Below are 26,228 nucleotides of genomic sequence, written 5' to 3'. Positions count from 1 at the left end.
GTTTTTGAATATGCTCATTTCATTAGAGGATTTTATCTGAAAGGCAGATCTTACCCAATCTGCCTTTCAGTGTCATAAATTTATTTATGAAGCTTTCTTAAGCCTCAGTACTTCCTTCCCATGTGCCGACCTTTCTCTTTCCGGCAGCTTCATCAAACCAATGTGTTGTAACTGTTTTTGCTCTTGTGAAGAAACGATAGCCGTCTTTTCCGAGAACGTGCAGATCACCAAAGAAGGAATCCTTGTTTCCGGAGAATGGGAAGTATGCTGTCGGAACCGGGATACCTACATTGATTCCTACCATACCACCATCTGTCTCCATAGCGAATTTACGGCTGTAATATCCGCTCTGTGTAAAGATACAGGAACCATTTGCAAATGGATTGGCATTCATGACTGCGATGCCTTCCTCGTAATCCTTTACTCGTTTGATACAGGTTACCGGTCCGAAGATCTCACGGTTTCCAACTGTCATCTCCGGTGTTACATGATCAAGAATTGTCGGTCCTACGAAGAATCCGTTCTCATATCCCGGAACTACTACATTACGTCCGTCAAGTACAAGCTCCGCACCCTCATCGATACCCTTCTGGATCCAGTTGCAGATCTTCTCCTTATGGCCTGCATTTACAACCGGGCCGAGATCGGTATCTTCATCATATGCACAGCCAAGCTTCATAGCCTCTGCTTTTTTCTTAAGAAGTGAAACAAATTCGTCTGCGATACTATCCTGTACGCATACAACCGGAAGAGCCATACATCTCATACCTGCGCATCCATATGTAGAGTTGATGATCGCATTAACAGTAGCCTCAAGGTTGCAGTCCTCAAGTACAAGTGCATGGTTCTTTGCCTCACACTGTGCCTGAACTCGTTTGCCATGAGCTGCTGCCTTGGAATATACCTGTTTACCAACACCTGTTGTTCCTACGAATGTAACAGCCTTTACTCTCTCATCTGTAAGAAGGATATCAGCCTCTACACGGCTGCAGGTCACAAGGTTTACAACACCCTTCGGGAATCCGCCCTCTGTATAGAAGAGCTCCATGATCCTCATAGCTGTAAGTGGTGTCTGGGAGCTTGCTTTCAGTACTACTGTATTTCCACATGCAATGGAAAGCGGAACCATCCAGCCCCATGGGATCATTGCCGGGAAGTTCATCGGAACAATACCAGCAGTTACTCCAAGTGGTTTGCGATATGTAGCTGTATCATATCCTGTAGTTACCTGCATTGCAGCATCACCCTGGATCATTGTCGGAAGTGCACATGCCTCTTCTGTAGGCTCAATTGCTTTCTGAACATCTCCTCTTGCCTCTTTGATGTTCTTTCCGAGTTCTTTTGCACAAAGTACGGAAAGCTCTTCCTTATGAGCATAAAGAACATCTCTCCATCTGAACATATACTGCTGTCTCTTTGCAAGAGAAAGTGAGGACCATTCCGGGAATGCAGCCTGTGCGGAAGCGATCGCCTCTTCTACCTCATCCGGTGTACAGCAGGGAACCTGCGCGATCACCTCACCTGTACTGGAATCTGTAACATCCATGTATTTCTCTGCCTTTGACTCTTTCCACTCACCGTTTACACAGTAACCCATTTTTTTGATCTCAGCCATTTTAAGATACTCCTTTCGTGCTTACCTTTTTATTCTTAACTTCATAAAAATTTTAGTCATTCTCGTTTTGTTCTGGTCACAGATTATCATTTATTTTTAATTTTGTCAATATAGTATGGTTATATTTTGAGTATATTTTTCAAAATTATGTGTTAATTTATTCACATTTCATGGTATTCCATGTTCCCTGTATAAACTTTTGAAACGTATGCATTTACAGCCATAAAGCCGCATAGTGTCTTGTCGTTTTTTATTCCATTGTGAGAGCAAAAGTTACTCATTTTTGTTATTTTCATAACACACCATTCCACACACACTATTTATTGCCTCCAGCTACGCTGAGGCTTTTAGACCTGTGCAATCGGATTCACAGACAAGTAAGGGGTATCGTTGTTCTGTTACAATTACAGATTCCTCTGATCCCGGCATATTTTCTCTGTATTTTCCAGGAACAAGGGAATACATCTGTGCGTCCCTTGCGGACACACTCATTTTCACGACCACTCGCTTCTTTTCACGGCTTATTGCACCTTTACATACAATCCTGCGCCTGCTTATCTGATCTACAGCATTTTCATAAATTACTGCTGCAGTCAAAAAACAGGATACGGTTATCGTATCCTGCCTTAGCCTTCTCATTTTCTGTTTTTCGCATATTTCTGACTAACCAAATATGGTCTGCACCAGCACCATATAAAACACCGTTCCCCCTCCTATGCTGAGCAATGTACTCTTCTTCCATTTATGTAATGCCACAATGAACACAGTATTGCGATCAGCTCTGGCAGTCCGTAATGAGTACTTTCCGGCACATCCTTCAGACAAAATACCACCAGCAATCCGATCACTGCACAGGGCAGCACTTTTCCCAGATAGGTGATCACAGCCGGCGGTTCCTTTCCTTCCGGGAATATGATAAACGGCAAAAATCGCGTTGTCATAGTCCCTAGGACCACTACCACAACCGTTATGATCTGCTGTGTTATTGTCATAGTCATTCCTTATCCCTCCTGTCCGGCTATATCCCAACTGTCATGCCTGATATTCTCCTGACTTCTGTATACGTTCTTTTTTTCTCTTCTCCTCATGCTTCTTCATTCCCAGGAAGCATAAAACGATCGATGCCATTGACGGAAGGATAAACTTCCCGCTTCCAAAGATCACCAGGCAGATCACAGAGCATACAATTCCGACCAGCGCCGGCTTATGATCTTGTGCATCTTCCCACTGATCAATGAACATAACCACAAACAGCGCAGTCATGACAAAATCCAATGATGTACGTCCCTTCTGCTTTACAATTTCCACAGCTGATGCTGCCCGTCCATGGTAACAAGATCTCCCTCATTGATATCTCTTTCATACAGGAGGCCGTCATCATGTCGCAGACTTGTTTCATTTCCATTTTCATCTTCTATCAGCACTATTGACATAAGTGCTTCACCCGGCTGTCGCTCTTCACAGCCGAAATCCATGTCTTCTTCTATCTTCAGAACCTTATACTGCATGATCAGATTTCCTCCAGCAGCACATCGTTAACGACCTCATAAGCGTCCTCAAGCGCATCCAGTGCCTCTGTCAACGTGTCCATCTTCCGGCTGTCCGCATTTTCTTCCTCATAGGCTTCTATCACTTCAGCCATTACATCCTTCAGCTCCTCCAGTGAATTTGCTATATCCTGCAGCTTCTGATCCTTATCCTCTTTTGATGTGATATTTACGATCTTACTCATGATCCTTCCTCCTGTCGCTTTACTCTCATTCTTTATTCTGATCCTTTATCCTGCATATATCATGCTTTGCATATATCATACTCCACATTCACCCATTGTACCATATCCTGCGCGCAGATGCATCGGATATGTTGTTACTGCTCACTCCGTTCTCAGCAACACGCTTCGCGATGCGCAGAATTTATGCTAATCACATAAATCCGCGCAGTATGTCTGTTTATACTGATTTTTCCGCTCCGGTCTGGTATAATCGATCTAAAGGAGTTTTTCAATTTACAAACTAATCCTTTCCCATTATAAGGAGACATATTGCCATAAAAGAAAAAACAGAAACCTTTAACCAGGGAAAAAGATATTTCTTTTATATTCTGATGTTCGCCATCCTTGGCTGGTTCATTTTTATGCAGATTTTTGGTGCAGATGAACGCTCTTCCGACGCCTCAGCAGCCTCTGTAATCTATTCCGGTACCGTTACCTGGCAGAAACCGGATGGAACCACCCAGGAAATTTCCGTTCCGGGCACCTACAAGGTTCCCGTCGGTGACACGATGGTCCTCACGATACAGCTTCCCGATGATCTTACAGATACCTGCTTTGCCATCCGTTCTTCCCTTCAGGATGTGGATTTTTATGTAGGGGACAACCTCAGGGCCAGCTACTCCACGCATAAAACAAGGCTTGTGGGCAAAAACTCCGCCAGCCGTTATGTTTTCTGCCCGGTTTATGCTTCCGATGCCGGCAAAGAGCTCCGTATTGAACTGACCACTTACACCTCCAACTACACCGGAGTCGTCAATCCTGTTTACTGCGGAGACAAGGCAGATATCTGGATATATATTTTCAGCAGATACGGACTGGAAACCTACATTGCTTTTTTTATCCTGTTTGCCGGAATCGTCACAATCCTGTTCAGTTTCGCTCTGGGACTGGTCTATCATACACGATTTGACATGGAATATCTTGGATGGTGCATGGTTATGGGCGCAGTCTGGATGCTGGGTGAATCCAAGCTCCGTCAGTTCCTGGTCCCCAACGCTTCCTCTCTCGGATCTCTGTGCTTCGTTATGATCCTTTTGTGTCCGCTCCCGATCCTGTTTTTTGCGGACAGTCTCCAGAAAGGGCTGCATCACAGATTTTATGTCTGTCTTGGAAGCATCGCAATGGTAAATTTTGCAGTCTGTACGATCCTCACTGCTGCCGGTATCGCAGATTATATCGAAACTATGCCTGTAAGTCACGGAATCCTGGCAATCACCGTTGCCACAATATTTGTACACCTTTTCCAATATATACGCACCGAAAAAAACAAGGCCGACCGGATTTTGCTCATTGGTCTGCTGGCAGCGATCCTGTGTATTGCCGTTGAAGCAACCTCTGTATACTTTGTCACATCGATGTCCGGACTGTTTGTGGGTGCCGGCATGTTGATCCTGCTTTTTGTCAATATTGTAAGAGCCATCAAAAACGTCCAGGATATGGAACTGAAACGCCAGCAGATCGAAATCCGCAAAAACCAGGAACAGAATGAAAAAATGTCTCTGCAGATGATACAGACCCTTTCCACCACCATTGAAGCAAAGGACGCGTACACCTGCGGCCATTCCTACCGGGTTGCACAATATGCAGCCCTGATTGCAGAGGAGCTGGGCTGGACACCGAAGGAAATCCTGAATCTGAAACGTGCTACTCACCTTCACGATATCGGTAAGATCGGTATCCCGGATCCGTTCCTGAACAAACCTGCACAGCTGACTGATGATGAATACAACCTTATAAAAAAACACACCGTTATCGGTGCCGAGATCCTGAAGGACATAACCCTGATCCCTCATGCGGCAGAAATCGCAAGAAGTCACCATGAGCGTTATGACGGAAAAGGCTATCCGGACGGACTGGCCGGAACAGAGATCCCCATCCATGCCCGCATCGTGGCTGTTGCAGACTGCTACGATGCCATGAACTCCCGTCGAATCTACCGTAATGCGCTTCCACCGGAAGTTATTTACGAAGAATTCCGTAAAAACCGTGGTACACAGTTCGACCCGAAGATCACCGACATTTTTCTGAAACTACTCAACGAAAAGCGACTGCCTCAGTGGGATCCTTCCCAGGAAGAACCGGACACCTATAACCTTCCGGATATGCAGCTTACCGTCAGCAAATTCATCTCTGACATAATGGCCACCATAAAAAGCCAGGAAGATGCAAAAAGCTATGATTTCCTTACCGGTCTTCCCATGCGTAACCTGGGCGAACGTCTTACCGCAGAATTTATGCAGACGCATGATGGATGTCTGATATTCCTTGATATGGATAACCTGAAAAAGATCAACGACATCTATGGCCACAAAGCCGGCGACCGTGCGCTGAAATGTCTTGGAAAGCTGCTTCAGAAACGGGCAGATCAGGGAATTTCCTGCAGACTTGGAGGCGATGAATTCCTGATGTTCCTTCCGGACACAGATCCTGATTCCCTGTCTTTGCAGATGGACGATCTGTTCCAGAAATTTCACACCATCACTACCGATGATCCGGAACTCCGGTTTGCCACACTGTCCGCAGGCCTGTGTCTGTGCAGCACCGAGGATTCCTTTGAGGACTGCTATTCCAAAGCAGATAAAGCTCTGTATTACGTAAAACAAAACGGCAAAAACCAGTTCTTTTTCTACCAGCAGATCGACCGCAGCACTCTTGCGGCATCCGGTTCCGGAAAAGATCTGGAGCTTGTGGCAGAGTCTCTTAAGAAAAGCGGCATCTATGTAGGTGCTCTTGATCTGAATTACCGGGATTTCGCACGACAGTATGAATACATGAGTCAGCTTGTCACACGCAGCCAGTGCAGATGTTATCTGGCGATGATCACCATCGAGACACTTGTGGATACAGTTCCTGATATCGAATCCATTGAGCAGACTCTGGAATATATGGAACAGGCCATCCGGCAGAATATCCGCCGTGTGGATATCTGTACACGCTACAGTTCCCTGCAGTATCTCATCATACTGTTTGAACCTGATGAAACGCATATCCCTGATATCATAGAACGTATTTTCACCCAATATTACCGTCAGTGTGACAGCCATGATTTCCAGCCATCCTATGAATACCTGGAAATATCTCCACAGAAGTTATAAATACTCCCATGACATGATAAAGCCATAACGAAAAAAAGAGGTCGTACTTGACGGCCTCTTTTTCGTTAGAGTTTTGCAAAATATCATTAAGACGTGGCTCTGGAATTTTCCTGCATGAAACTTTTCCCGTATGTTCGATACAGATAAACAGCTATAAAAATAGTCACGGCTTCCGCCAGCGGCATCGTCATCCAGACACCGGCCACACCTATAAGCTTCGGAAGGATCAGTATGAACACGACCACCAGGATCAAAGAACGCATTGATGAGATCAATGCCGAAATAAAACCATTTCCCAGGGCAGTAAAGTATCCGGAAAGAAATACATTTAAACCAATAAACAGGAAAACCGGACTAAACAGCTTCAAGCCATCCCATGTCAATGTAAATACATTTCCGTTCCCGACGAATAAATGGATGATCTGTTTTCCAAATACAAGTGATACTGCGAGGATCAATACTGAACTGATGGCAATCGTAATAAAACTATATCGTGTTATTTCTCTGATCTTGTCATGATTTTCAGAGCCATAATTATAGCTTATGATCGGAGCCGCTGCAACGGCAATTCCCATATAAAAAGCGATGAAGAAATAGTAAATATACATAATGATCGTCACAGCCGCAACTCCATCTTCACCAAAATATTGCATGATAATAAGGTTAAATAAAAATGTAGTGATCCCGGTAGACATCTCCGTCAGCATTTCACTGCTTCCATTGGTGCAGGATTTCAGAAGAACACTCCCATCTGCCTTCGGTCTGCAAAACCTTATATGGCTGTATTTCAGGAAATAAATAAAGCCGATCAACATGCTTACCGTAATGGAGAGAAATGTTCCCCACGCAGCTCCAAGCGTTCCCAGTCCGAATATAGCCACAAAAATATAGTCGAAAACAATATTAAAAGCCAGACCGGTCAGAGACATGATCATTCCGATGTACGATCTCCCATCCGTCCTCACAAGATATTCGAAAAATAGCTTGAATGACATCGGAACCGATCCTAAAAATATGACAAATGCGTATGGCACCACATGCTCCATCAGGCGCTCACTGCTTCCTAAAAAAATACAGATCGGTTTCAGGAAAAGGATTCCCACAACTGTAAAAGCAACCGAAAGTACGAACAGCACGATCGTTATAAAAGTAAATATCTCATTTGCTTCCTGTTCTCTTTTTTGTCCCATTCTCTCTCCTATAATGGCACCTGATCCCGTTGCAAGCATGACAGATGTTCCGAAAATAACACAGGTGATCGGAATAACAATATTAATTCCTGCAAGCGCGTCAGAGCCTGCATACCGTGATACAAAAAATCCATCTATCGTTGTATAAAATGATAAAAAGATCATGGTCAGCACTGATGGGACCAGATATTTTAAAAATTGAGGATAAGACATTTTTGCTTCAAAATATTTCATTTTTTTAGTCTCCTGCTTAATCCCCTGATCAGTCAAAATCTCTGGTAATGTTCGTAAGCCATTTATTTCTGAAATAGTGGATGAACACCACAGGCATTTTTTCGAACTCATCCAGGGTCATTATAAAGTATACCCAGACAGGCGGCAGTTTTAAAACATATGCTGCAAGGAAGGTGAGAGGAACTGCAACAAGCCACATAAATATGGAATCTACGATCATTCCGAACCTGGAATCGCCACCTCCTCTGAAGCATCCGCATATAAGACAGGTATTGATACCCTCTCCTACAAGACGCCAGGTTGTCATGATTATAAAAATACCAAGATAATAAATAGCTGTCTCTGTCAGTTTATCCCGGTAGAAGTCCAGTATCATAGGGCGGACTGCCAGAATAATGGCACATCCGATGAGACTTACGATAATTGTTATTCTCAGCATACGTTTCCCATATTCTCTGGCTGTATCCTTGTGATCTTTACCAAGCTCCTGGCTGATAATGATGGTAGTAGCGTTGGCAAAACCGCGACAGGCGATGGCACCAATGTTTACCACCATAACAGCAACGGCATTTGCGGCAACCATATCATCGCCAATGTGGCCAAGGATCGCTGCGAACGCTGAACTGGCAAAGCTCCAGACAACATCATTTATCACAGCCGGAGAAGCAATTTTCATAAAGTCCCTGAACAGAATACCGGATTTCGCACAGAAATATTTTATCCGGAATCTGACATCGGAGCTGTTTAATGAATAGATGAGACAGATCAATACCTCTGCGATCCTGGCAATAACAGTACCAAGGGCAACACCGGTAACACCAAGCTTTGGAAGTCCAAACAGGCCAAAGATAAAGGTGGCATTACAAAATACATTGACGCAAAGCGATACAATGTATGTAACAGAAGGCAGCATTATTTTTCCGACACTTCGAAGGGCACTCATGAAAACCTGAGAGAATCCCATAAACATAAAGGAAAATGAGATCACCTTCAAATACTCGCTGCCGGCAGCAATCGTATCCGGACTGTTTGTAAAAATCTTCATGATCGTAGTCGGCATGGAAAAGGAGATAACGAAAAATACAAGAGAAACGATCAGTGAGATCCGCTCCGCCAGGCCGAGAATCTTTTCTACTGTCTTTTTATCACCCTTTCCCCAGTACTGGGCACATAAAACCGAAGTACCTGTAGCCATGCCATAATACAAACAGAAAAGAATAAATGTGTACTGGTTGGCAAGAGATGAAGCTGACATGGCAGTCTGGCTTACATATCCCAGCATTACAGTATCCGCAACATTTACTAATGTTCCGATCAGATTTTGGATCATGATCGGAAATGCTAATTTTGATGCATATTTTAAAAAATCTTTTTTATTCAGCATCGGTCAGATCCTCCGTGAATTCCGATAAGATATTTACTTATAAAGAACAGTATATCATATACCCTACAAAACCGCGAGGTTTTTTCAGTATTCTTTCCAATATAATCCTCAATTGTATACTATATTTCACCCTCTGGTCATATTTCCATTGTACATAAAAAAACAATATCACTTTAACGCAAAAAATCATTCTATTTTTTTACTTCTATGGTATAATACTTTATTGCGAAACTAATAAAACGAGGTGAACCAGGTGAAGAAAAAAACAATTGTACCTCTTATCGTTTTTTTACTGGGCATATGCCTTGTTGGTTTAATTGTATACAAAATAGACTCACATGAAACTGAACAACAACACATAAAAGCACAATTAAATGCAACAACCTACGGCGAACGTATAAAAAATGAGATTACAAATGGAATTGCGATCACAGATGCGCTAAAGCAGGTCCTGATCAGTGAAAACGGAAAGATCAATCAGTTTGACACAATTGCGGAAAATATTATGTCTGACGTTATTGAAAGCATACAGCTTGCTCCGGATGGTAATGTAACAGATATTTATCCTTCTGAGGGAACGGAAGCGAGTAAGATCGATCTGCTCCAGGATAAAGATTGCAGCAAAATTTCCTGTTACGCAAGAGACAATCACGTGATCATTACACAAGGTCCTTTCGATTTAAAACGGGGCGGCTGTGGAATTGCTGTCCGCAATCCAGTCTACCTGAAAGATGAAAACAACCAGGAATATTTCTGGGGATTTACCATTGTTATCCTGCGTGTTCCTGACATTTTTTCAGATGCGATCAGTGCACTTTCGGATTTCGGATATGAATACAGACTCTCAAAAACCGACGCTCCCTGGAGCGATACTTATAAAGTTGTTTATCAGTCAGACGACCAATTAACTCATACTGTTTCTTATGGTTTTACGATAGGGGAAGAGCACTGGACATTAGAAGTAGCTCCTGAAAGCGGATGGAGAGACCTTAGATTACTGGTAATCGTCGGCGGAATGTTTACTGCTGTCGTTTTACTTTTCTCAGGTCTTACCCGGGTATGGTTAGTATCGAAAGAAAATAAAAACAAATTTCAAATACTGGCACACACAGATTCTCTCACCGATATTTACAACCGCTATGGATTTGATGAATTAGCCGAAAGGATGTTCACTAAAAATCCAAAAACGCATTTTGTGGCCGCACTCCTTGATATTGATGACTTTAAGTTTATTAATGATATTTACGGACATGTCTATGGAGACAGGGCACTAAAGAGTCTTACAGATAGCATGAAGGCTTTTTTCCCAAAAACCACATTACTGGGAAGAAACGGTGGCGATGAGTTCTGCATTCTTCTGCCGGATCATACCTATAAAGAAGCGGGAGAACTGCTGCTGCAATTTACCAAGCTTCCAAAGACATTTTCATGTAAGGGAAAAGAATATCCGTTTTTTATTTCTCTCGGATATGCAGAATATCCAACCTTTGCCTCCAACCGTTCACAGCTTATGCGCTGTGCAGATGCAGCACTTTATGAAATAAAGCTTCACGGAAAAAATGGATGTATGGCTTACAGGGATGGGCTCCGGTCAGGAATCCGCAAACAGCTCGGATTTGCATTCAAGGATATCTCTGAACACCTTCCGGGTGCATTTATCATATACAGAGCGGACAAAGATGATGATGAACTCCTGTATGCAAACCACGAGTTCCTTCAAATGACCGGATATAAAAATATAGATGAACTCTTCAGCCTCACAAATAAAAGCTTCCACAACCTGATCCGTGAGAATGAACAGCAGCAGATAGAAGCAAGCATCTGGAAACAGATCGATGCCGGCAATAAAAATGATTATTACATCCACTTTCATCTTCGAAAAGCGGACGGCTCTTACCTTTCTGTTCTTGATCACGGAAGGATCGTGGACAGCCAGCAATACGGAAGAGTATTTTATGTAGTGTTTATGGACTGGGAAGCCATGCATGTTCATTACAGTGATAAATTTTCCGGCTAAGATACAGACTTCTCAGTCTGTGTCTTAGCCGACTGTTTTTTCTCTGGGCGGTTCAACCATCTTATAATATGTATTCCATCTGTCTTTCTTTTGTCCGCATTCCCATTTTTTCATAAAATTTTTCTGCTGAAGTATTTCCTGCCCACACATTCAATGTCACTTCATAACATCCCAGCTGCTTTGCTTTATTTTTTATATATTCAAACAGACTTTCCCCAATATGCCGGCCTCGTGCCTCCTGATCGACACACAGGTCATCTATAAAAAGAGATTTAAACGGTACCATATTATTTGAAAAAGGCTGTTCCTTTAATTGACAAAATGCATACCCCACACAAACATCAGCCTCATCCGCTGCAACATATATTGGCTTTTCTTCATTTTTCAAAAGCTCTGTCAATTCGTCTGTCGTATATTTTGTTGTGCCCGGAATAAAGATATCAGGCCTTATATCTGCGTGGATCTGCAGCACCTGTCCTAACAATTCCAGGATCCTCGGAATATCTTTTTCTTCTGCTTTTCTGATGAACATTTTTTCCCTCCTGTTTTTCAATAACTGATTTCACAGATTCTTTATACATACCATAATACCATCGTGTGGATTCCAGGTAAAGGAAGGCTTATAACAATAGCATCCTTTTAAACGGTCAGTTTTTTTCCGGTCAACCTTCTTTTGCAAAATTCCTTATATTGGAATTATCTTATTTATAATTATCTGTAATGTATTCCGCTCCAGTAAATATTATCTTTCACTATCGTTTCCTGCGGAAGTACTACACCATCCAACGCCCACCTTTTATATTCTGCAAACCCTACACGGTCAATAATATATCCCACATGTTCCTTGCCGCCAGGCGCATTTGGATCAATATATTTTTTTACAAATTTATAGGTGTTCAGGATAACCTTGACGATAGTGTCTTCATCTGCCCAGATCAAAAAATCTTCTCCCAGACGTGGATTTTTCTTTCCAGTTCGTCCCATAAGTGTCAGACGATAATATTTTTTTTCACTTCTGGTCCATGCTCTGGTAGGACATTTTGTCACACATACTCCACAGCCTACGCATTTTTCTTCATTGCGCACGATTCTGTAATTATCCATCTTTAACGCATCCACCGAAAGCTTATCACAGCCTTTTACACAGGCGCCACAGGATACACAACGATCAGGGTCATATTGTGGCTCTGTCATACCGATAATTCCAAAATCGTGCATTCTTGCTTTGATACAGTCATTGGCACAACCTGTAAGTGCAATTTTAAAATGAAGATCATTAGGAAATATAGCCTTTTCGATTCTCTTCGCAAAAGCTGCTGTATTATAATTTCCAAAAGGACAGACTCTGTTTCCGATACATGCACAGACATTTCTGGTTCCTGATGCTGAATACCCGGTACCTGCCTCATTTTGATTGATCTGAAGATTATCAATGATGGGTTGAAGCATCTCATTAACTTTATCCATATCTTCCATATGGATTCCTTCAATTTCGAATCCCTGACGAGTGGTAACATGGATCTGTCCGTTTCCATATTTTCTGGCAATATCCACCACCTGCTGCATAACGTCTGCATTACAGCACCCTCCCGGAACACGAACTCTGGAAGCCGTAAGCCCACGGACCTTTGATACACGGAAGGCATTTTTCTTTAGTTTCTTTGTATTGATATCCATTACGATTTCCTCCCCTAATCAAACAGTTTTTTACCTTCTGAATAACAGAATACCGGACCATCCAGACAAATATAGGTATCATTCATTCGACAATGCCCGCATTTACCAAGTCCACAGCACATTTTTCTCTCCTGAGATATCCAGATTTGTTCTTCCTTCATTCCCAGCTTTAAAAGCTCTGCTACTGCAAATTTCATCATGACCGGTGGTCCGACAACAATAGCTGCAGTCTCATGGATATTATCAAGCTCAAGTTCCGGAATATATTTTGTAACAAGTCCTGTCCTATAAGAATCGTCATCAGCGGAATCCACTGTCAGGATCAGCTCCATCTGCTGTTCCCAGATCTTCAGATCCTCACGGAACAAAATATCTGACGGCGATTTAAACCCAAGGATCGTGTGTAATTTTTTCACTTCATCCGGATGCTCACCGAAGTAACTGATCACTCCTCTCACAGGAGATACTCCTGTTCCACCAGCTACCACGATCAGTTCTTTTCCCTGATAATTCTCCTTCTCAAAACCGTTTCCATACGGGCCACGCATAAAAAAACAGCTTCCCTCATTCAGTTCAAAAATCTCTCCGGTCACCTTGCCAACCTTGCGTATGGTCAGATCAACATAATCTTCTCCTATACCACTGACAGAAATCGGTGCCTCACCATATTTAGGAATAGAAACTTCAAAAAACTGTCCCGGTCTTACTTCACCCACATATGTCATACGGAATGTATATTCTGTCTCTGTATGCTTCACGATTTCTTTTATCTTAGATAAGAAAGGAATATATTCATTCGTCATCTTACTTTCCCTCCTTTTCTTTCAGTTTCTGAAGACATTCGATATAGGAAATATACTCCGGACAGACATTTTCACAACGCCCGCAGCCGACGCACATATGATATCCGAATCTTTTCTTATGATCTGAAATTTTATGTAATACCTTAAAGCGCATTCTTTCACCCTGACTTTGGCGGAAGCTGTGTCCTCCGGCAATATCAGAATATCCATCTACCTGGCAGGAAGCCCATACACGGCGACGCTCTCCGGCCTTTGGATTATCTTTATAAAAAATATCCTGCATAGTAAAACAGGTACACGTAGGACAGACAAAATTACAGCGGCCACAGCCAATACATCGACTGCCATATTCCTGCCACATGGAATCCTGGTGGATTGTATTTGAAAGTTTTTCCGGAACCTCTATATGAACCTCATTATTTTCCACAAAAATCGGTTTCTCCTGAACATTCTGTCCATAATCCCATAATAATTCTTCCAGTTCTCTGCATCTCAGCTCCATGTAACATCCATCTTCATCCTGAAAAATATACATATCATATTCTTCACAACGATTCGTTCCCATACTTACGCAAAAACAATTTTTTCCGGATTCCTTACACCCCATCACAGCAAAAACTGTGTTTTCCCGCATTCTTCTGTAATAATAATCCTCTGCACCATTTTTCAAATACATGTCGTCCAGACGTTTCAGGGCATGAAAATCACAGCTTTTCAAGAAAATCAACCTCTGTCTTGCCGCTCCGTCTGCTGTTTTCATCTCATTCTCCGTAAAATAAAGAATCGTCTCTGAAATCGGAAGCAGTACCTCCTTAAAGCTGTAATCCGACTTCTGATCCCAGACAATCTCTTCCCAGCTGTTCAGCAGACCATAACGAACTACATCTGTATCTGAAAAGCATCCTGTCCCCTGGTAAATTTTCGGTCCATACACATCATAGGATTTCTGCAAAATTTCAAAAATATTCTGCATCTCATCACTGCTGACTCGTTTTCCCATCAGATACCCCTTTCTTATAATCACATTTTATAAAATTCTGCAAGACCATCAAAATCTATCAGAATAAAGCGCTTATTACCATAACAGATCAGACCTCTGTCCGTAAGAACCTTACAGGCACGAGATACATTTTCCCTTGGTGCACCAACCAGATCTGCCATCAGGGTAATGGTAAGATCAATATCTATCATCACCCCTTCTTCCGTATCTACGCCAAAATCACGACCGAGCTTCCATAATTTTGCAGCTATTTTTCGCTCCATCTGCATATTTCCGGTCGTATTCTTTAGCTGGTGCCCCATTCGCCAGAGATTTCTCTCATACTCTCTCAAAACAGCTCTTGTCAAAGCATGGCTCTGTTCCATAAGCTGAAGAAACTGTTTTTCTGCAATTTCTATCACCTGCACCGGACAGGCAGCCTCACAAAAAAGTGCATTCGGCTTTTTGCTTACAATGCTCTGATTTAAAAGCCGTCCTTTTCCCAGGATAAAAATCACCTTTCGATTTCCATGCTTGGTCAGATTATAAAGCATCACTTCGCCGGAATACACAAAATATACTGTTTTGGTTCTGCTTCGTGAATGAAAAATCACTTCTTTTTTCTTATAAGAAACAACTTCACTTTCATTAAGCAGATTCTGCAGAATATCCTTTGGGATTTCTTTAAAAAAATCCATCTTCTCCAGTTCCCTGAGTGTTATCTGTCCCATTGTATCAACCTCACTGGTATAGCTTTTGCAGTTTCTGATAATAAACTACTCTTGTCTCGCTTTCCTTTTGTATTATAATGAAAAAGTTTATCGTTTTCCGTGATGTATATCACATTTTTATTCCTGAATCCGTATCATTACAGACAGTCAGCTCAAAATGGTTTCTGTTTGTTTTTATAAGTCCTTCTTTTTGCAGCTTTGATATCTCCGCAGACATTGCCGCACGGTCAATACAAAGATAATCTGCCAGCTGCTGCCGGTCAAAAGGAATGTCAAAGGATAAAGATGCCTGTCTGATAGATACCGCCGACAAATAGGACAACAGCTTATCCCTGGTCGTTCGTTTACCCACATGTGTGATCTTATCGTTGAGGATCAGGATCTTATTTGCCAGGACACCGACCAGGTTACGAATCAGCTTCTGATGATGATCACATACTGTTGGACAGGAAACCAGAAGTCTTTGAACATTTAAAAAAATAATCTCACAATCTTCATCTGCTACCACACTGACATTCAGAACAGCTCCCGGACTTGCTGCATATGGTTCACCGAAAAAATCTCCTGCATGACATTTTGACAGAATATTCCGATGTCCCCAGAGGTCTTCCTGAATAACAAGAACACAGCCTGCCACCACAAGTCCCATTACTTCGGTAGAATCTCCGGCTCTGAAAATATAAGAATCCCGTTTTCTGGAGATTGTTGCTGCATTTACACAGTGCAGTATGGATAATATCTCATTATCAGTAAGACCTTTAAAGAAAGGACTGGTTCTTAAAATGGGTAAATATTTTTTCAAAATTAATCCTCCTGTTGGAAATCAAACATACACGTTGTAATTATTATACTATACTCCTAACAGAAACCAAGGATAAATATTACCGGCCGAGGATAAAATAATAAGAAAGATCATTCGAAAAATCACAGAATAAAAGGAGAATACAATAATGGATAAAAAAATGTTTTGTTTTCAGTGTGAACAGACCGTCGGATGTACAGGCTGCACGGGAAATGCCGGTGTCTGTGGAAAAAAAGCAGATACAGCGAAATTACAGGACGAACTGACAGGTGCGTTGATCAGTCTGGCTAAAGCTGCCGACAGCACGGAAACTATTTCAAAAAGAACCGGACAGATCATAATCGAAGGACTGTTTACTACAGTTACAAATGTAAGTTTTGACAATGCTGCAATCGAAAATATGATACAAAAAGTCAGAGCTGAAAAAGAAAGACTGGTTCCTGACTGCAGAACAGAGGAATATGATCTTCAGCAGCTGTGGAATGCCAATGAAGATATCCGCTCCTTGAAATCTCTTATTCTCTTTGGTATCCGCGGAATGGCTGCCTATGCCTATCATGCAAATGTTCTGAATTATGAAGATGCCGAAGTGAATCAGTTCTTCTGCGAGGCATTATCTAAGATCGGTTATGAAGAAAGCACAGAAGCACTACTTTCCACAGTACTCAAAACAGGAGAGATCAATCTGAAGTGCATGGCACTTCTTGATAAGGCAAATACAGAAACCTATGGAACACCAGAGCCAACTGATGTTACACTTACGGTAGAAAAAGGGCCTTTTATTGTCGTGACCGGACATGATCTGAAAGATCTGCAGCTTTTGCTTGAACAGACTGAGGGAAAAGGAATCAATATCTATACACATGGTGAAATGCTCCCTGCCCATGCCTATCCATTCTTAAAGAAATACGCTCACCTGAAAGGCAATTTCGGAACTGCATGGCAGAATCAGCAGAAAGAATTTGACCATCTTCCGGCCCCGATTCTCTACACTACCAACTGTCTGATGCCTCCAAAAAGCAGCTACGCTGACAGAGTATTTACAACAGAAGTGGTTGCCTTCCCGGGAGCTGTCCATATTGACGAGAAGAAAGATTTCACACCGCTTATTGAAAAAGCACTGGAGCTGGGCGGTTACAAAGAAGATCGTATGTTCTCCGGTATCAACGGCGGAAAAAAAGTGACAACCGGTTTTGGTCATGCAGCCATCCTGTCCCATGCAGGTACTGTAGTAAATGCCGTAAAATCAGGTGCGATCCGCCATTTCTTCCTGGTTGCCGGCTGTGATGGTGCCAAGCCAGGTCGAAACTATTATACGGAATTTGTAAAGCAGACACCTTCTGACAGTATCGTTCTCACCCTGGCATGTGGAAAATTCCGTTTCAATGATCTCGATCTGGGAGAGATCGGTGGTCTTCCACGACTGATGGATATGGGTCAGTGTAATGATGCTTATGGTGCGATCCAGGTTGCTGTGGCACTTGCAGATGCATTTGGATGTTCTGTAAATGAGCTTCCGCTTTCCTTCGTACTCTCCTGGTATGAACAGAAAGCAGTCTGTATCCTGTTAACCCTCCTGCATCTGGGTATCAAAAATATCCGTCTTGGTCCTTCTCTTCCGGCGTTCCTTTCTCCTAATATTCTGAACTTTCTGGTTGAAAATTATGGTATTGCACCTATCACCACACCGGAAGAAGATATCAAAGCACTGATGAACCAGTAAAAGTAAATTTTTCAAAGCCTTTACAAAATCAACAAAGCCGATACAGGATTCCAAAAGTCCTGCATCGGCTTTATTTACAGGTCTGAAGACTCGGATCAGCCGACAACACTTTTAAACATGTGCAGCGATATTCTGATGGAGTTAAATGATAACGTTTTTTAAACAATCTGCAAAAATAATCAACGTTATGAAATCCGCTTTCATAAGCGATCGTTTTTACTTTTTTATTCGTATTTTTCAATAACCATGAAGCTGCCTGAAGTCGATATCCTATCAGATAATTAACCGGTGTAGTATGTAAAAAACGGTGGAACAAATTAAGTGCAGTACTTTTGCTGATTCCTATATGCGAAGCAATTTCATCCAGAGACAAATTGCGATTATAGTTTTCATGTATATATTGCATGATCAACTGCACTCTTTTCTGTGCAACTTCATCCACTGTCTGTACATCTCCTTTATCAGATAACTTTACATTTTCATAAAAAGTCAGCCATAAATCCTGCAGCAATGCCAAAGTAGCAAGTTCTCTTATTTTCTCATTCCTCTGTATTTCCATTATTTTTATCATAGTTTGTATAATCTTTGTTTGCCATAATTCATCAGTCTGAAAACGCTGGAAATATATATTCGATGAAATGATTGGCAAAATATATTTCTTATAGATCAGGCTGTTCTCCGGCGCAATAAATTCCGGCATACATACAAAGTTAGGAATGATACCACCTGATGATGCGTAAAAGCGGTGCAATATTTTAGAATTAATAAAAATTGCTTCTCCTTCTGACAATATAATCTGTTTTTCTCCTATTCCGCATGTAACTTGTCCGGACTCGACATATAAAAACTCAAATTCTCTGTGCCAGTGCCACTCAATACAATGAAAATCAAACAATTCCAGATTATCATAATAATACTGGAATGGATAATCACTGCTTCCATGCTGTTTAATTTCCATGAACTCCTCGTCTGTAAGTATTTTATTATAATCCATCCCATATCACGTTCTTTCTTTTTTACGATATTATACAGTATTTCTACAATTTAATTCAATGTATATATCTGATATTTGCTATATAATCAAGTAAAAAAAGAAAAGAGGTATTCTTATGATTTTTAAATGGATGAATGAAAGTGAGATCAACATTGAGGGCGACAAAATTGAAATAACCGCACCACCCAGAACAGACTTTTTTGTGGAAGTATTGATGAATATGAAGATTGAACATAAAACTGTTAAAAACATTCGGAGAGGAAAATAAAAAATGAATGCTGTAAAAAAAACTAACTACCATAAGACAAAAATAGCCTGTTATATGGGATTTATCACACAGGCTATTGCGGCAAACTTCGCACCGCTTCTTTTTTTGAAATTTCACAGTGACTACCATATTTCTCTCGGTAACATTGCTCTGATATCCACTTTCTTCTTTTTCACACAGCTTCTGGTTGATCTGTTCTGTGCCAAATTCGTAGATCATATCGGATATCGTGTGTGCATTGTTGCATCAGAAATATTTGCTGCATTGGGTCTGCTTGGACTGGCATTTTTACCTGATTTTTTACCTGATCCTTTTATTGGAATTATATGTAGTGTTATTGTTTATGCCATCGGAAGCGGTTTAATAGAAGTACTTTGCAGTCCTATTATCGAGGCCTGTCCGTTTGAAAACAAAGAAGCAACTATGAGTCTGCTCCATTCGTTTTACTGTTGGGGAGCTGTTGGGACAATTTTGATTTCCAGCTTATTTTTCCTGATATTTGGAATAGACAGTTGGAAGTGGCTCGCCGTAATATGGGCAATCATTCCTGCAGTTAATACTTATAACTTCATGACCTGTCCCATTGAATCTCTGGTTGACAATGGTTCTGGAATGGGAATTAAGGATCTGTTTTCCAAACCATTTTTCTGGGTTGCAATATGTCTGATGATCTGTTCCGGAGCTTCTGAACTTGCAATGGCTCAATGGGCATCTGCTTATGCAGAATCAGCACTGGGATTATCAAAAGCTCTGGGAGATCTAACAGGTCCATGTATGTTTGCAGTAACAATGGGAATCAGCCGTATAATTTTTGGTAAATATGGAGAACAGTTAGATTTAATGAAGTTTATGAGTGGTTCAGGCATATTATGCGTTGTCTGTTATCTGCTTACTGCTTTGTCATCCAACCCGATCATCGGACTGATCGGTTGTATTGCATGTGGATTTTCAGTTGGAATCATGTGGCCTGGAACCATCAGTATTTCCTCAAAAACTTTTCCAACAGGTGGAACGGCTATGTTCTCTCTTCTTGCCATGGCAGGAGATTTAGGTGGCAGCATTGGACCTGGAATTGTTGGTCGTATCACTCAGAATGCTGGAAATAATATTAAGATCGGCATGGGATTCGGACTTATTTTTCCAGTAATTCTATTGTTTATGTTATTCCTGCTGTATCGGAAGAAGATATCAAAGCACTGACTTATTGATTGTAATTATATTTTTTCACTCTGCAAACCCGGAAGTCATATCATCACTTTGCTGTCAGATACTATAGACCTGATACAACATTGATCGGATCCTCTTCCATAAACTTTTTTATATTATCCGCCAGAATAGAAACCAGCCGCTGTCTTGTTTCAAGTCCTTTCCATCCCATATGCGGCGTCAAAAGGACATGATCCATAGTATAAAGAGGGTTGGTTTCTTCAGGTGGTTCGGTTTCCTGAACATCAAGTCCGGCTCCTGCAATCGTACCATTTTCCAATGCTTCTATAAGAGCAGCCTCATCAATAAGTGCACCTCTTGAGGTATTAATGATAAACGCTGAGGGCTTCATAAGTGATAAAGTCTCTTTGTTGATCATATGTTTTGTACTTTCCGTCAATGGACAGTGCATGGAAACATAATCACTATTCCTGAGTAATTCCTCAAGCGATACATAGCGGATACCTTTCTCATCCTCTCTCGGTGTCCTGGTATATACAAGTATGTTCATATCCAACGCCTGTGCGATCTGGATAACTTTCCTGCCAATATGTCCTGCACCTATAACACCAAGTGTTTTACCATTTACCTCAACATGCGGAACCTGAAGATTTCTGGTAAAATTGTCATGATTTCCGCATGCCAGCATCTTCATCTGTACCTGCATTGCAGAACTCAGATTTAATATCATCATAATCGCAGTATGTGCCACACGTTCTGTGCTGTATGCCGGGATATTGCAGACTGTAATCCCCTTCTTCCGTGCTGCTTCAAGATCAATATTATTATATCCTGTACCTGCCTCGCAGATCAGTTTAACAGATTCCGGGAATTTCTGTATCATTTCTGCACTCACAGACATCTCCTTTGTTACAATGATATCTGCACCCTGAATACGCTCTGACAGCTGCTGTTCTGTTGTATCATCATATACTGTAACATCAGAAGATAAAACGGAAAAATCCAGCTTCCCATCAAAATTCATTTTCTTTGCATTCAATACCACACATTTATCGTTCATACTATAAATTCCTCCTTAAATTACTTTAGGCTATCGGGATTGCACCTCTTTATCAGTCGGCCATGATCTTCTGAGAGCCACATAGGATATTAAAAAGTTCGCAAACCAACCAGCTGGTACAGCAATCCAGACAAATACAATGCCAAAACGCGGTGCACAGATCAAAGCAACAGACAGGCGGATCGCCAGGTTCACCATATTTGCAATGAGGAACGGGCGCATGATCCCAAGACCACGAAGAACCCCATCGGTTGCCATTTTGATTCCCATAAAGATGAAGAAGTAACCAAGCCATCTCATATAGCCCTCGGATACCTGATAGGCCAGGGCAGTTCCATCTTTACCAAGGAATAGCGAGGAAATCTGCGTGTGCAGTGTTTCAATGACTATAAAAGCAAGAACTGCAAAACATACATCTAACACCAGTGCAGCGTGATATCCTTTTTTGATCCGTTCAATTTTCTTTGCGCCAAGATTCTGGGAAACATATGGGGAAACCGCATTGCCAATGGATACAAAAATCAATGAAAAAACATTCTCTACCCGCATCGTCGCCGCATACCCCGCAAGTGCCTGTGTACCGAAGGGATTTACAACTGCCTGTACGATCATCATACCGATGGACACTGTAGACTGCTGAAGAACCGAAGGTACAGCAATTTGAAGCATGGAATGTAACTCCTGCCTGTCAAACCAGTCAAAACGACTTTTATATCGACGCATCCGGCCAAGGAAAAGAAAAAGTGAAAACACCGCAGAAATTCCCTGTGCTATAAGAGTCGCAAGGGCTGCACCAAACACACCGAGACCAAGTCCGGCCACCATCCAAAGATCCATAAAAATATTTAAGATTGACGAGAATACCAGGAGTCCCAGTGGGATTTTTGATTCACCAATGGAAGTGAACATGTTGGAAAGAATGTTATACATAAACAGAAACGGAAAACCCACGAAATAGACCCGCAGATATAACACTGCATCATTCAGTATATCGCCGGGGGTTTGTAATACCCTCATCATCGAGTGGGAAAAGCAAAAGCCAAAAACACCAAGGACTATGCTTAGAATTAAAAAGCTAAACAAGGACGTTGACACGATGGTCTTCATTTTTCCATACTCCCTGGCACCGAAATAGCGGCTCACGAGCACACCGGCACCGACACCTGCCCCCAGTGCCACACAAATAAAAACGTTGGTCAGCGCTGCGCAGGCCCCGACAGCTGCAAGTGCAAAGGAGCCAACAAATTGGCCGACGATGATAGAGTCAGCCATATTGTATATTTGCTGAAAAAAACTGCCCAAAATCATTGGCATTGCAAAAACCGTCAACGCTTTAAGAGGCGTATCTGTGATCAGATATTCATCTTTTGACATTATCATATTCCTCCACAGCCTTTATAATTTCACTTATTCTTTCCTTCACCGGAATTTATTCCATGTATTCAAAATGCAAGTTTTAAATTACGTTACGAAATAATTATATGTAGTTACAGCCGCTAAGTCAAGCCAGCATTTACTTTTAGCAACATAAATGATATGATATTTAAGGAAAATCACTATCCGGAAGATATTATTTTACAGGAGGGACACTTATGTACCTGAACGGTTTAGATGAACTGGATCAGAAAATCATCCAGTTACTTATAGAAAATGCACGTATTTCTTACTCTGATATCGGTAAAGAAACCGGTATTTCCAGAGTGGCAGTAAAAGCCCGGATCCAGGCTCTGGAGAAAAAAGGCATAATTGAAGAATATACAACTATAATAAACCCTCAAAAGATCAGCGGTGCTGTTTCATGCTATTTTGAAATCGAGACAAAACCAGACCATCTGTCGCAGGTGACAGATATATTACATAATAATGATACCGTCACGCAGATTTACCGTGTCACAGGAAGAGACAAGCTGCATGTACATGCCGTTGCTTCATCAAGTGATGAAATGGAACATTTCCTGCACACAGTCATTGATACACTTCCCGGCGTTATCAGCTGCAGCTGCAATACGATCTTATCACGTATTAAAGATATTAAAGGGTTGCGGCTATAGAAATTAGACCCCAAAGCTGAGACGTTCTCTCAATGAATTTCCCGACCGATCCATTCCATGATCACATTTACAACATATTCCTGCTCCGCTTCTGTCAATTCCCGTCCTTTCGGAATACGATGCCATTTTTCCAGACATCCCCTGCAACAGGTAGCTGTGGCATGCTGGGCTACAAAAACCGGATGCCCTCTCATCGGTGTCTGTTTTCCATCATTTGGTATTTCTGCCGGTGCAAGACGCTTTCTGATAAAATCACAGGCATACTCACGTACTTTCTCCATTCCCTTTTCTGATACATAACTCCGATCGTTTGCCTTCAGGGAAAAACTGCTTCTGAACTTTGACTGCGACAGGCGTTTCCAGAGATTTCCCTCATAAACTGCCGGCGTCTCACATACCATAGAAGGCTGGATGCTGCCCTTATAGACAATCATCTTCTTACTGTCGCTTCCGTTCTCATTTGCGGTCTCGTCTACTGCTTCTTTCAAAAGCTGTGCCTTCACTTCCTGTGCTTCTTTGCTGTCCGGCTGCAGACGTCTTGCCAGACATGTATTTCTGCCAGTTGTCGTTTCATTTTTTATCGCATAATACACAGCTTTCTTCTCTCCGACAAGTACCAGGATCTTTTTCGCCCTGGTCACACCTGTATAAAGGAGATTTCTCTGCAGCATGACAAAATGACTCATAGTAAATGGCATGACAACGATTGGATATTCGCTTCCCTGGGATTTGTGGATCGTCACTGCATAGGCAAGCGCCAGTTCGTCCAGCTCTGTCACATCATAGACTACTTCCCGTTCATCAAACAGAACTGTCAGTTCCCGTTCTTCCACGTCAACTTTTGTGATAGTACCAATATCTCCGTTGAATACTTCCTTATCGTAATCATTCCGGATCTGCATCACCTTATCCTTCAGCCGGTACTGTGTGCCGCCTCTCCGCAGAAAGATCTTTGACGGATTCATGGCTTCCTGCAGCACCTGGTTCAGATTTACTGCCCCACATTCGCCTCTCTGCATCGGAGTCAGCACCTGAATATCCTGCAGTGGATCTACATGATAGTATCTCGGCAGGTTTGTCTTACAATATTGGACGATAGTATCCACCACTTCCTGATTACTCTCTTTGGTGACAAAGAAAAAGTCGGCATCTTTCCCGCCTCTCATATCAATGCCTTCCCCTTTATTGATCCGGTGTGCATTCATGATGATCCGACTTCCCTGTGCCTGACGGAAAATCCGTGTCAGACGAACTACCGGAACACATCCGGAATCAATAATATCTCTGAGAACATTGCCCGCTCCGACACTTGGCAGCTGATCAATGTCGCCTACCAGAATCAGAGACATCTGCTGCGGCAATGCTTTTAAAAGATTATACATCAGCATAATATCGATCATGGAACATTCATCCAGTATCAGCACATCTCCTTCCAGCGGATGTTCTTCATTTTTCTGATAGCCTTCCGGAGGTTTGTATTCCAATAACCGGTGAATCGTTTTTGCTTCCATTCCAGTTGCTTCTGACATTCTCTTTGCTGCTCTTCCAGTCGGTGCAGCAAGAATGATCTGACATCCAGCCTGCTTATATGCAGAAATAATTCCCAGAGTTGTTGTAGTCTTTCCGGTTCCAGGTCCACCGGTCAGCACCATGACCTTAGAGGAAACCGCTGTCTTTACCGCCTGCCACTGAATCTCGTCATAAGTAATTTCTGATGAAGCTGCTACTTTCTTCAATATTTCTTCCGTATCCTCAGATTTCTTCTTTCCACAGGACATCAACCGAAGCAGCCGCTTTGCACAGCCACTTTCTGAAAAATAATATGGGGGCAGATAAATTGCTTCCCGATCTTCTGCTTCATCTCTGATCACATCATTCGTGCGGATCATCTCATCCAAGGTGATCTCCAGCTCCGGTTCTTCCACTTCCAGAAGTTCCTTTGCCCTTCCAGTCAGCTGTTCTCTTGTTGTATAACAATGACCTGCTTCTGCCAGCTTATTCAATGTATAAAAAATACCACTGCGCAGACGGACAAATTTGCCTTTGTCAATCCCCATCTTCTGTGCAATGGAATCCGCTGTCTTAAATCCAATTCCCCAGATGTCATCTGCAAGCCGGTATGGGTTCTCCTTTACGATCGCAATGCTTTCACTTCCATATGTCTTGAAAATCTTTGTCGCATGAGAGGTGCTGACCTCATGACTCTGCAGAAAAAGCATGATATTCTTGATCTCTTTCTGCTCCTGCCAGCTTGTTTTGATCCGGTCTACACGTACTTTTCCTATACCTGATACTTTGAGCAGTTCATCTGGTGTCTCTTCAATAACATCCAGTGTATCCTTCCCGAATTTTTCCACAATTCTTTTTGCAAACTTTGGACCAACGCCCTTCACCAGACCGGAACCAAGATATTTTTCGATTCCATATACTGTAGCAGGAAGTGTCTCCTCAAATTTCTCCACCAAAAACTGCCGCCCATATTTGGCATCCATCTTCCACATACCTTCCAGAGACAGCACAGAACCAACATGGGTATCCGGCATCGTGCCAACTACTGTGACAAGATCACTGTAATTCTTCACTGCACATTTCAGAACCGTGTAGCCATTGTCAGCATTCTGATATGTAATTCTCTCAACTACACAACGTAAGTGCTCCATGCCCGTC

At 42.1% G+C, this 26,228-nt stretch carries 22 protein-coding genes and 1 pseudogene; 6 read left to right on the top strand and 17 right to left on the bottom strand.

Annotated elements, in window-relative coordinates:
• Positions 1 to 97: 97 nt before the first annotated feature.
• From DWX61_RS15645 to DWX61_RS15620, 5 genes and pseudogenes are all read right to left on the bottom strand, one after another.
• Positions 98 to 1,615 (bottom strand): CoA-acylating methylmalonate-semialdehyde dehydrogenase, encoded by a 1,518-nt coding sequence (locus DWX61_RS15645; protein ID WP_021651218.1) that lies wholly within the window; start codon positions 1,613 to 1,615, stop codon positions 98 to 100.
• A gap of 663 nt (positions 1,616 to 2,278) precedes the next feature.
• Positions 2,279 to 2,613, bottom strand: a pseudogene (locus DWX61_RS15635) (branched-chain amino acid transporter permease).
• 34 nt (positions 2,614 to 2,647) lie between these two features.
• Entirely contained in the window at positions 2,648 to 2,923 is a 276-nt protein-coding gene (locus DWX61_RS15630; RefSeq protein ID WP_118626227.1) for an ABC transporter permease family protein, read from the bottom strand.
• Positions 2,911 to 3,123, bottom strand: coding sequence for a hypothetical protein (locus DWX61_RS15625; protein ID WP_118626225.1), 213 nt, complete (start codon positions 3,121 to 3,123; stop codon positions 2,911 to 2,913). The genes DWX61_RS15630 and DWX61_RS15625 overlap by 13 nt, the downstream gene beginning before the upstream one ends.
• A gap of 2 nt (positions 3,124 to 3,125) precedes the next feature.
• On the bottom strand, positions 3,126 to 3,347 hold the full coding sequence (locus DWX61_RS15620) for a hypothetical protein (RefSeq protein ID WP_118626223.1): 222 nt from the start codon (positions 3,345 to 3,347) through the stop codon (positions 3,126 to 3,128).
• Positions 3,348 to 3,748: 401 nt separating this feature from the next.
• Here DWX61_RS15620 and DWX61_RS15615 point away from each other — a divergent pair, with 401 nt between their 5' ends.
• Complete coding sequence (locus DWX61_RS15615; RefSeq protein WP_270427729.1) at positions 3,749 to 6,481, top strand: bifunctional diguanylate cyclase/phosphohydrolase; 2,733 nt, start codon at positions 3,749 to 3,751, stop codon at positions 6,479 to 6,481.
• An 86-nt stretch (positions 6,482 to 6,567) separates the two neighbouring features.
• Here the strand turns inward: DWX61_RS15615 and DWX61_RS15610 are convergent, their stop codons facing one another.
• Positions 6,568 to 7,905: an MATE family efflux transporter gene (locus DWX61_RS15610; RefSeq protein ID WP_182434023.1), complete on the bottom strand. Its 1,338-nt coding sequence runs from the start codon at positions 7,903 to 7,905 to the stop codon at positions 6,568 to 6,570.
• Positions 7,906 to 7,933: 28 nt separating this feature from the next.
• Positions 7,934 to 9,289 (bottom strand): MATE family efflux transporter, encoded by a 1,356-nt coding sequence (locus tag DWX61_RS15605; RefSeq protein ID WP_059086577.1) that lies wholly within the window; start codon positions 9,287 to 9,289, stop codon positions 7,934 to 7,936.
• Positions 9,290 to 9,542: 253 nt separating this feature from the next.
• Between DWX61_RS15605 and DWX61_RS15600 the strand changes: the two genes are divergently transcribed.
• Entirely contained in the window at positions 9,543 to 11,306 is a 1,764-nt protein-coding gene (locus tag DWX61_RS15600; RefSeq protein WP_118626217.1) for a diguanylate cyclase domain-containing protein, read from the top strand.
• A gap of 61 nt (positions 11,307 to 11,367) precedes the next feature.
• Here the strand turns inward: DWX61_RS15600 and DWX61_RS15595 are convergent, their stop codons facing one another.
• From DWX61_RS15595 to DWX61_RS15570, 6 genes are all read right to left on the bottom strand, one after another.
• On the bottom strand, positions 11,368 to 11,838 hold the full coding sequence (locus DWX61_RS15595; protein WP_118626215.1) for a GNAT family N-acetyltransferase: 471 nt from the start codon (positions 11,836 to 11,838) through the stop codon (positions 11,368 to 11,370).
• A gap of 179 nt (positions 11,839 to 12,017) precedes the next feature.
• Complete coding sequence (gene asrC / locus DWX61_RS15590) at positions 12,018 to 12,983, bottom strand: sulfite reductase subunit C (protein ID WP_118064000.1); 966 nt, start codon at positions 12,981 to 12,983, stop codon at positions 12,018 to 12,020.
• Positions 12,984 to 12,997: 14 nt separating this feature from the next.
• On the bottom strand, positions 12,998 to 13,786 hold the full coding sequence (gene asrB / locus DWX61_RS15585; protein WP_118368662.1) for an anaerobic sulfite reductase subunit AsrB: 789 nt from the start codon (positions 13,784 to 13,786) through the stop codon (positions 12,998 to 13,000).
• 1 nt (position 13,787) lies between these two features.
• The gene (asrA, locus tag DWX61_RS15580) at positions 13,788 to 14,786 is read right to left on the bottom strand and encodes an anaerobic sulfite reductase subunit AsrA (RefSeq protein ID WP_118626213.1); all 999 of its coding nucleotides are present in this window, start codon (positions 14,784 to 14,786) and stop codon (positions 13,788 to 13,790) included.
• Between the two features lie 20 nt (positions 14,787 to 14,806).
• Positions 14,807 to 15,496: a Crp/Fnr family transcriptional regulator gene (locus DWX61_RS15575; RefSeq protein ID WP_118626211.1), complete on the bottom strand. Its 690-nt coding sequence runs from the start codon at positions 15,494 to 15,496 to the stop codon at positions 14,807 to 14,809.
• Between the two features lie 109 nt (positions 15,497 to 15,605).
• Positions 15,606 to 16,298 carry a Crp/Fnr family transcriptional regulator gene (locus DWX61_RS15570; RefSeq protein ID WP_118368665.1) on the bottom strand — a complete coding sequence of 231 codons (693 nt, stop codon included), beginning with the start codon at positions 16,296 to 16,298 and terminating at the stop codon, positions 15,606 to 15,608.
• Between the two features lie 148 nt (positions 16,299 to 16,446).
• Here DWX61_RS15570 and hcp point away from each other — a divergent pair, with 148 nt between their 5' ends.
• Complete coding sequence (gene hcp / locus DWX61_RS15565; protein ID WP_118626209.1) at positions 16,447 to 18,021, top strand: hydroxylamine reductase; 1,575 nt, start codon at positions 16,447 to 16,449, stop codon at positions 18,019 to 18,021.
• Positions 18,022 to 18,091: 70 nt separating this feature from the next.
• Here hcp and DWX61_RS15560 read toward each other — a convergent pair whose 3' ends face one another.
• Positions 18,092 to 18,979, bottom strand: a complete 888-nt coding sequence (locus DWX61_RS15560; RefSeq protein WP_243101208.1) for an AraC family transcriptional regulator — start codon at positions 18,977 to 18,979, stop codon at positions 18,092 to 18,094.
• A gap of 151 nt (positions 18,980 to 19,130) precedes the next feature.
• Between DWX61_RS15560 and DWX61_RS18810 the strand changes: the two genes are divergently transcribed.
• The gene (locus DWX61_RS18810) at positions 19,131 to 19,283 is read left to right on the top strand and encodes a DUF1349 domain-containing protein (RefSeq protein ID WP_147419635.1); all 153 of its coding nucleotides are present in this window, start codon (positions 19,131 to 19,133) and stop codon (positions 19,281 to 19,283) included.
• 3 nt (positions 19,284 to 19,286) lie between these two features.
• Positions 19,287 to 20,483, top strand: a complete 1,197-nt coding sequence (locus DWX61_RS15555) for an MFS transporter (protein WP_118626207.1) — start codon at positions 19,287 to 19,289, stop codon at positions 20,481 to 20,483.
• 70 nt (positions 20,484 to 20,553) lie between these two features.
• On the opposite strand, the gene DWX61_RS15550 is transcribed toward DWX61_RS15555, so the two are convergent.
• Complete coding sequence (locus DWX61_RS15550; RefSeq protein ID WP_059086572.1) at positions 20,554 to 21,510, bottom strand: 2-hydroxyacid dehydrogenase; 957 nt, start codon at positions 21,508 to 21,510, stop codon at positions 20,554 to 20,556.
• 30 nt (positions 21,511 to 21,540) lie between these two features.
• Positions 21,541 to 22,884, bottom strand: a complete 1,344-nt coding sequence (locus DWX61_RS15545; RefSeq protein WP_118626205.1) for an MATE family efflux transporter — start codon at positions 22,882 to 22,884, stop codon at positions 21,541 to 21,543.
• Positions 22,885 to 23,102: 218 nt separating this feature from the next.
• On the opposite strand from DWX61_RS15545, the gene DWX61_RS15540 reads away from it, so the two are divergent.
• On the top strand, positions 23,103 to 23,561 hold the full coding sequence (locus DWX61_RS15540) for an Lrp/AsnC family transcriptional regulator (RefSeq protein ID WP_117677391.1): 459 nt from the start codon (positions 23,103 to 23,105) through the stop codon (positions 23,559 to 23,561).
• Positions 23,562 to 23,590: 29 nt separating this feature from the next.
• On the opposite strand, the gene recD2 is transcribed toward DWX61_RS15540, so the two are convergent.
• A complete protein-coding gene (gene recD2, locus DWX61_RS15535) occupies positions 23,591 to 26,221 on the bottom strand; it encodes an SF1B family DNA helicase RecD2 (protein ID WP_118626203.1) in 2,631 nt (876 codons plus the stop codon).
• Between the last annotated feature and the right edge of the window lie 7 nt (positions 26,222 to 26,228).

Source organism: Ruminococcus sp. AF20-12LB, assembly GCF_003478985.1.
Taxonomy (GTDB): domain Bacteria; phylum Bacillota; class Clostridia; order Lachnospirales; family Lachnospiraceae; genus Blautia_A.
The sequence above is the reverse complement of the archived record's forward strand: the minus strand, read 5'-3'. Positions and strand labels throughout refer to the sequence as shown.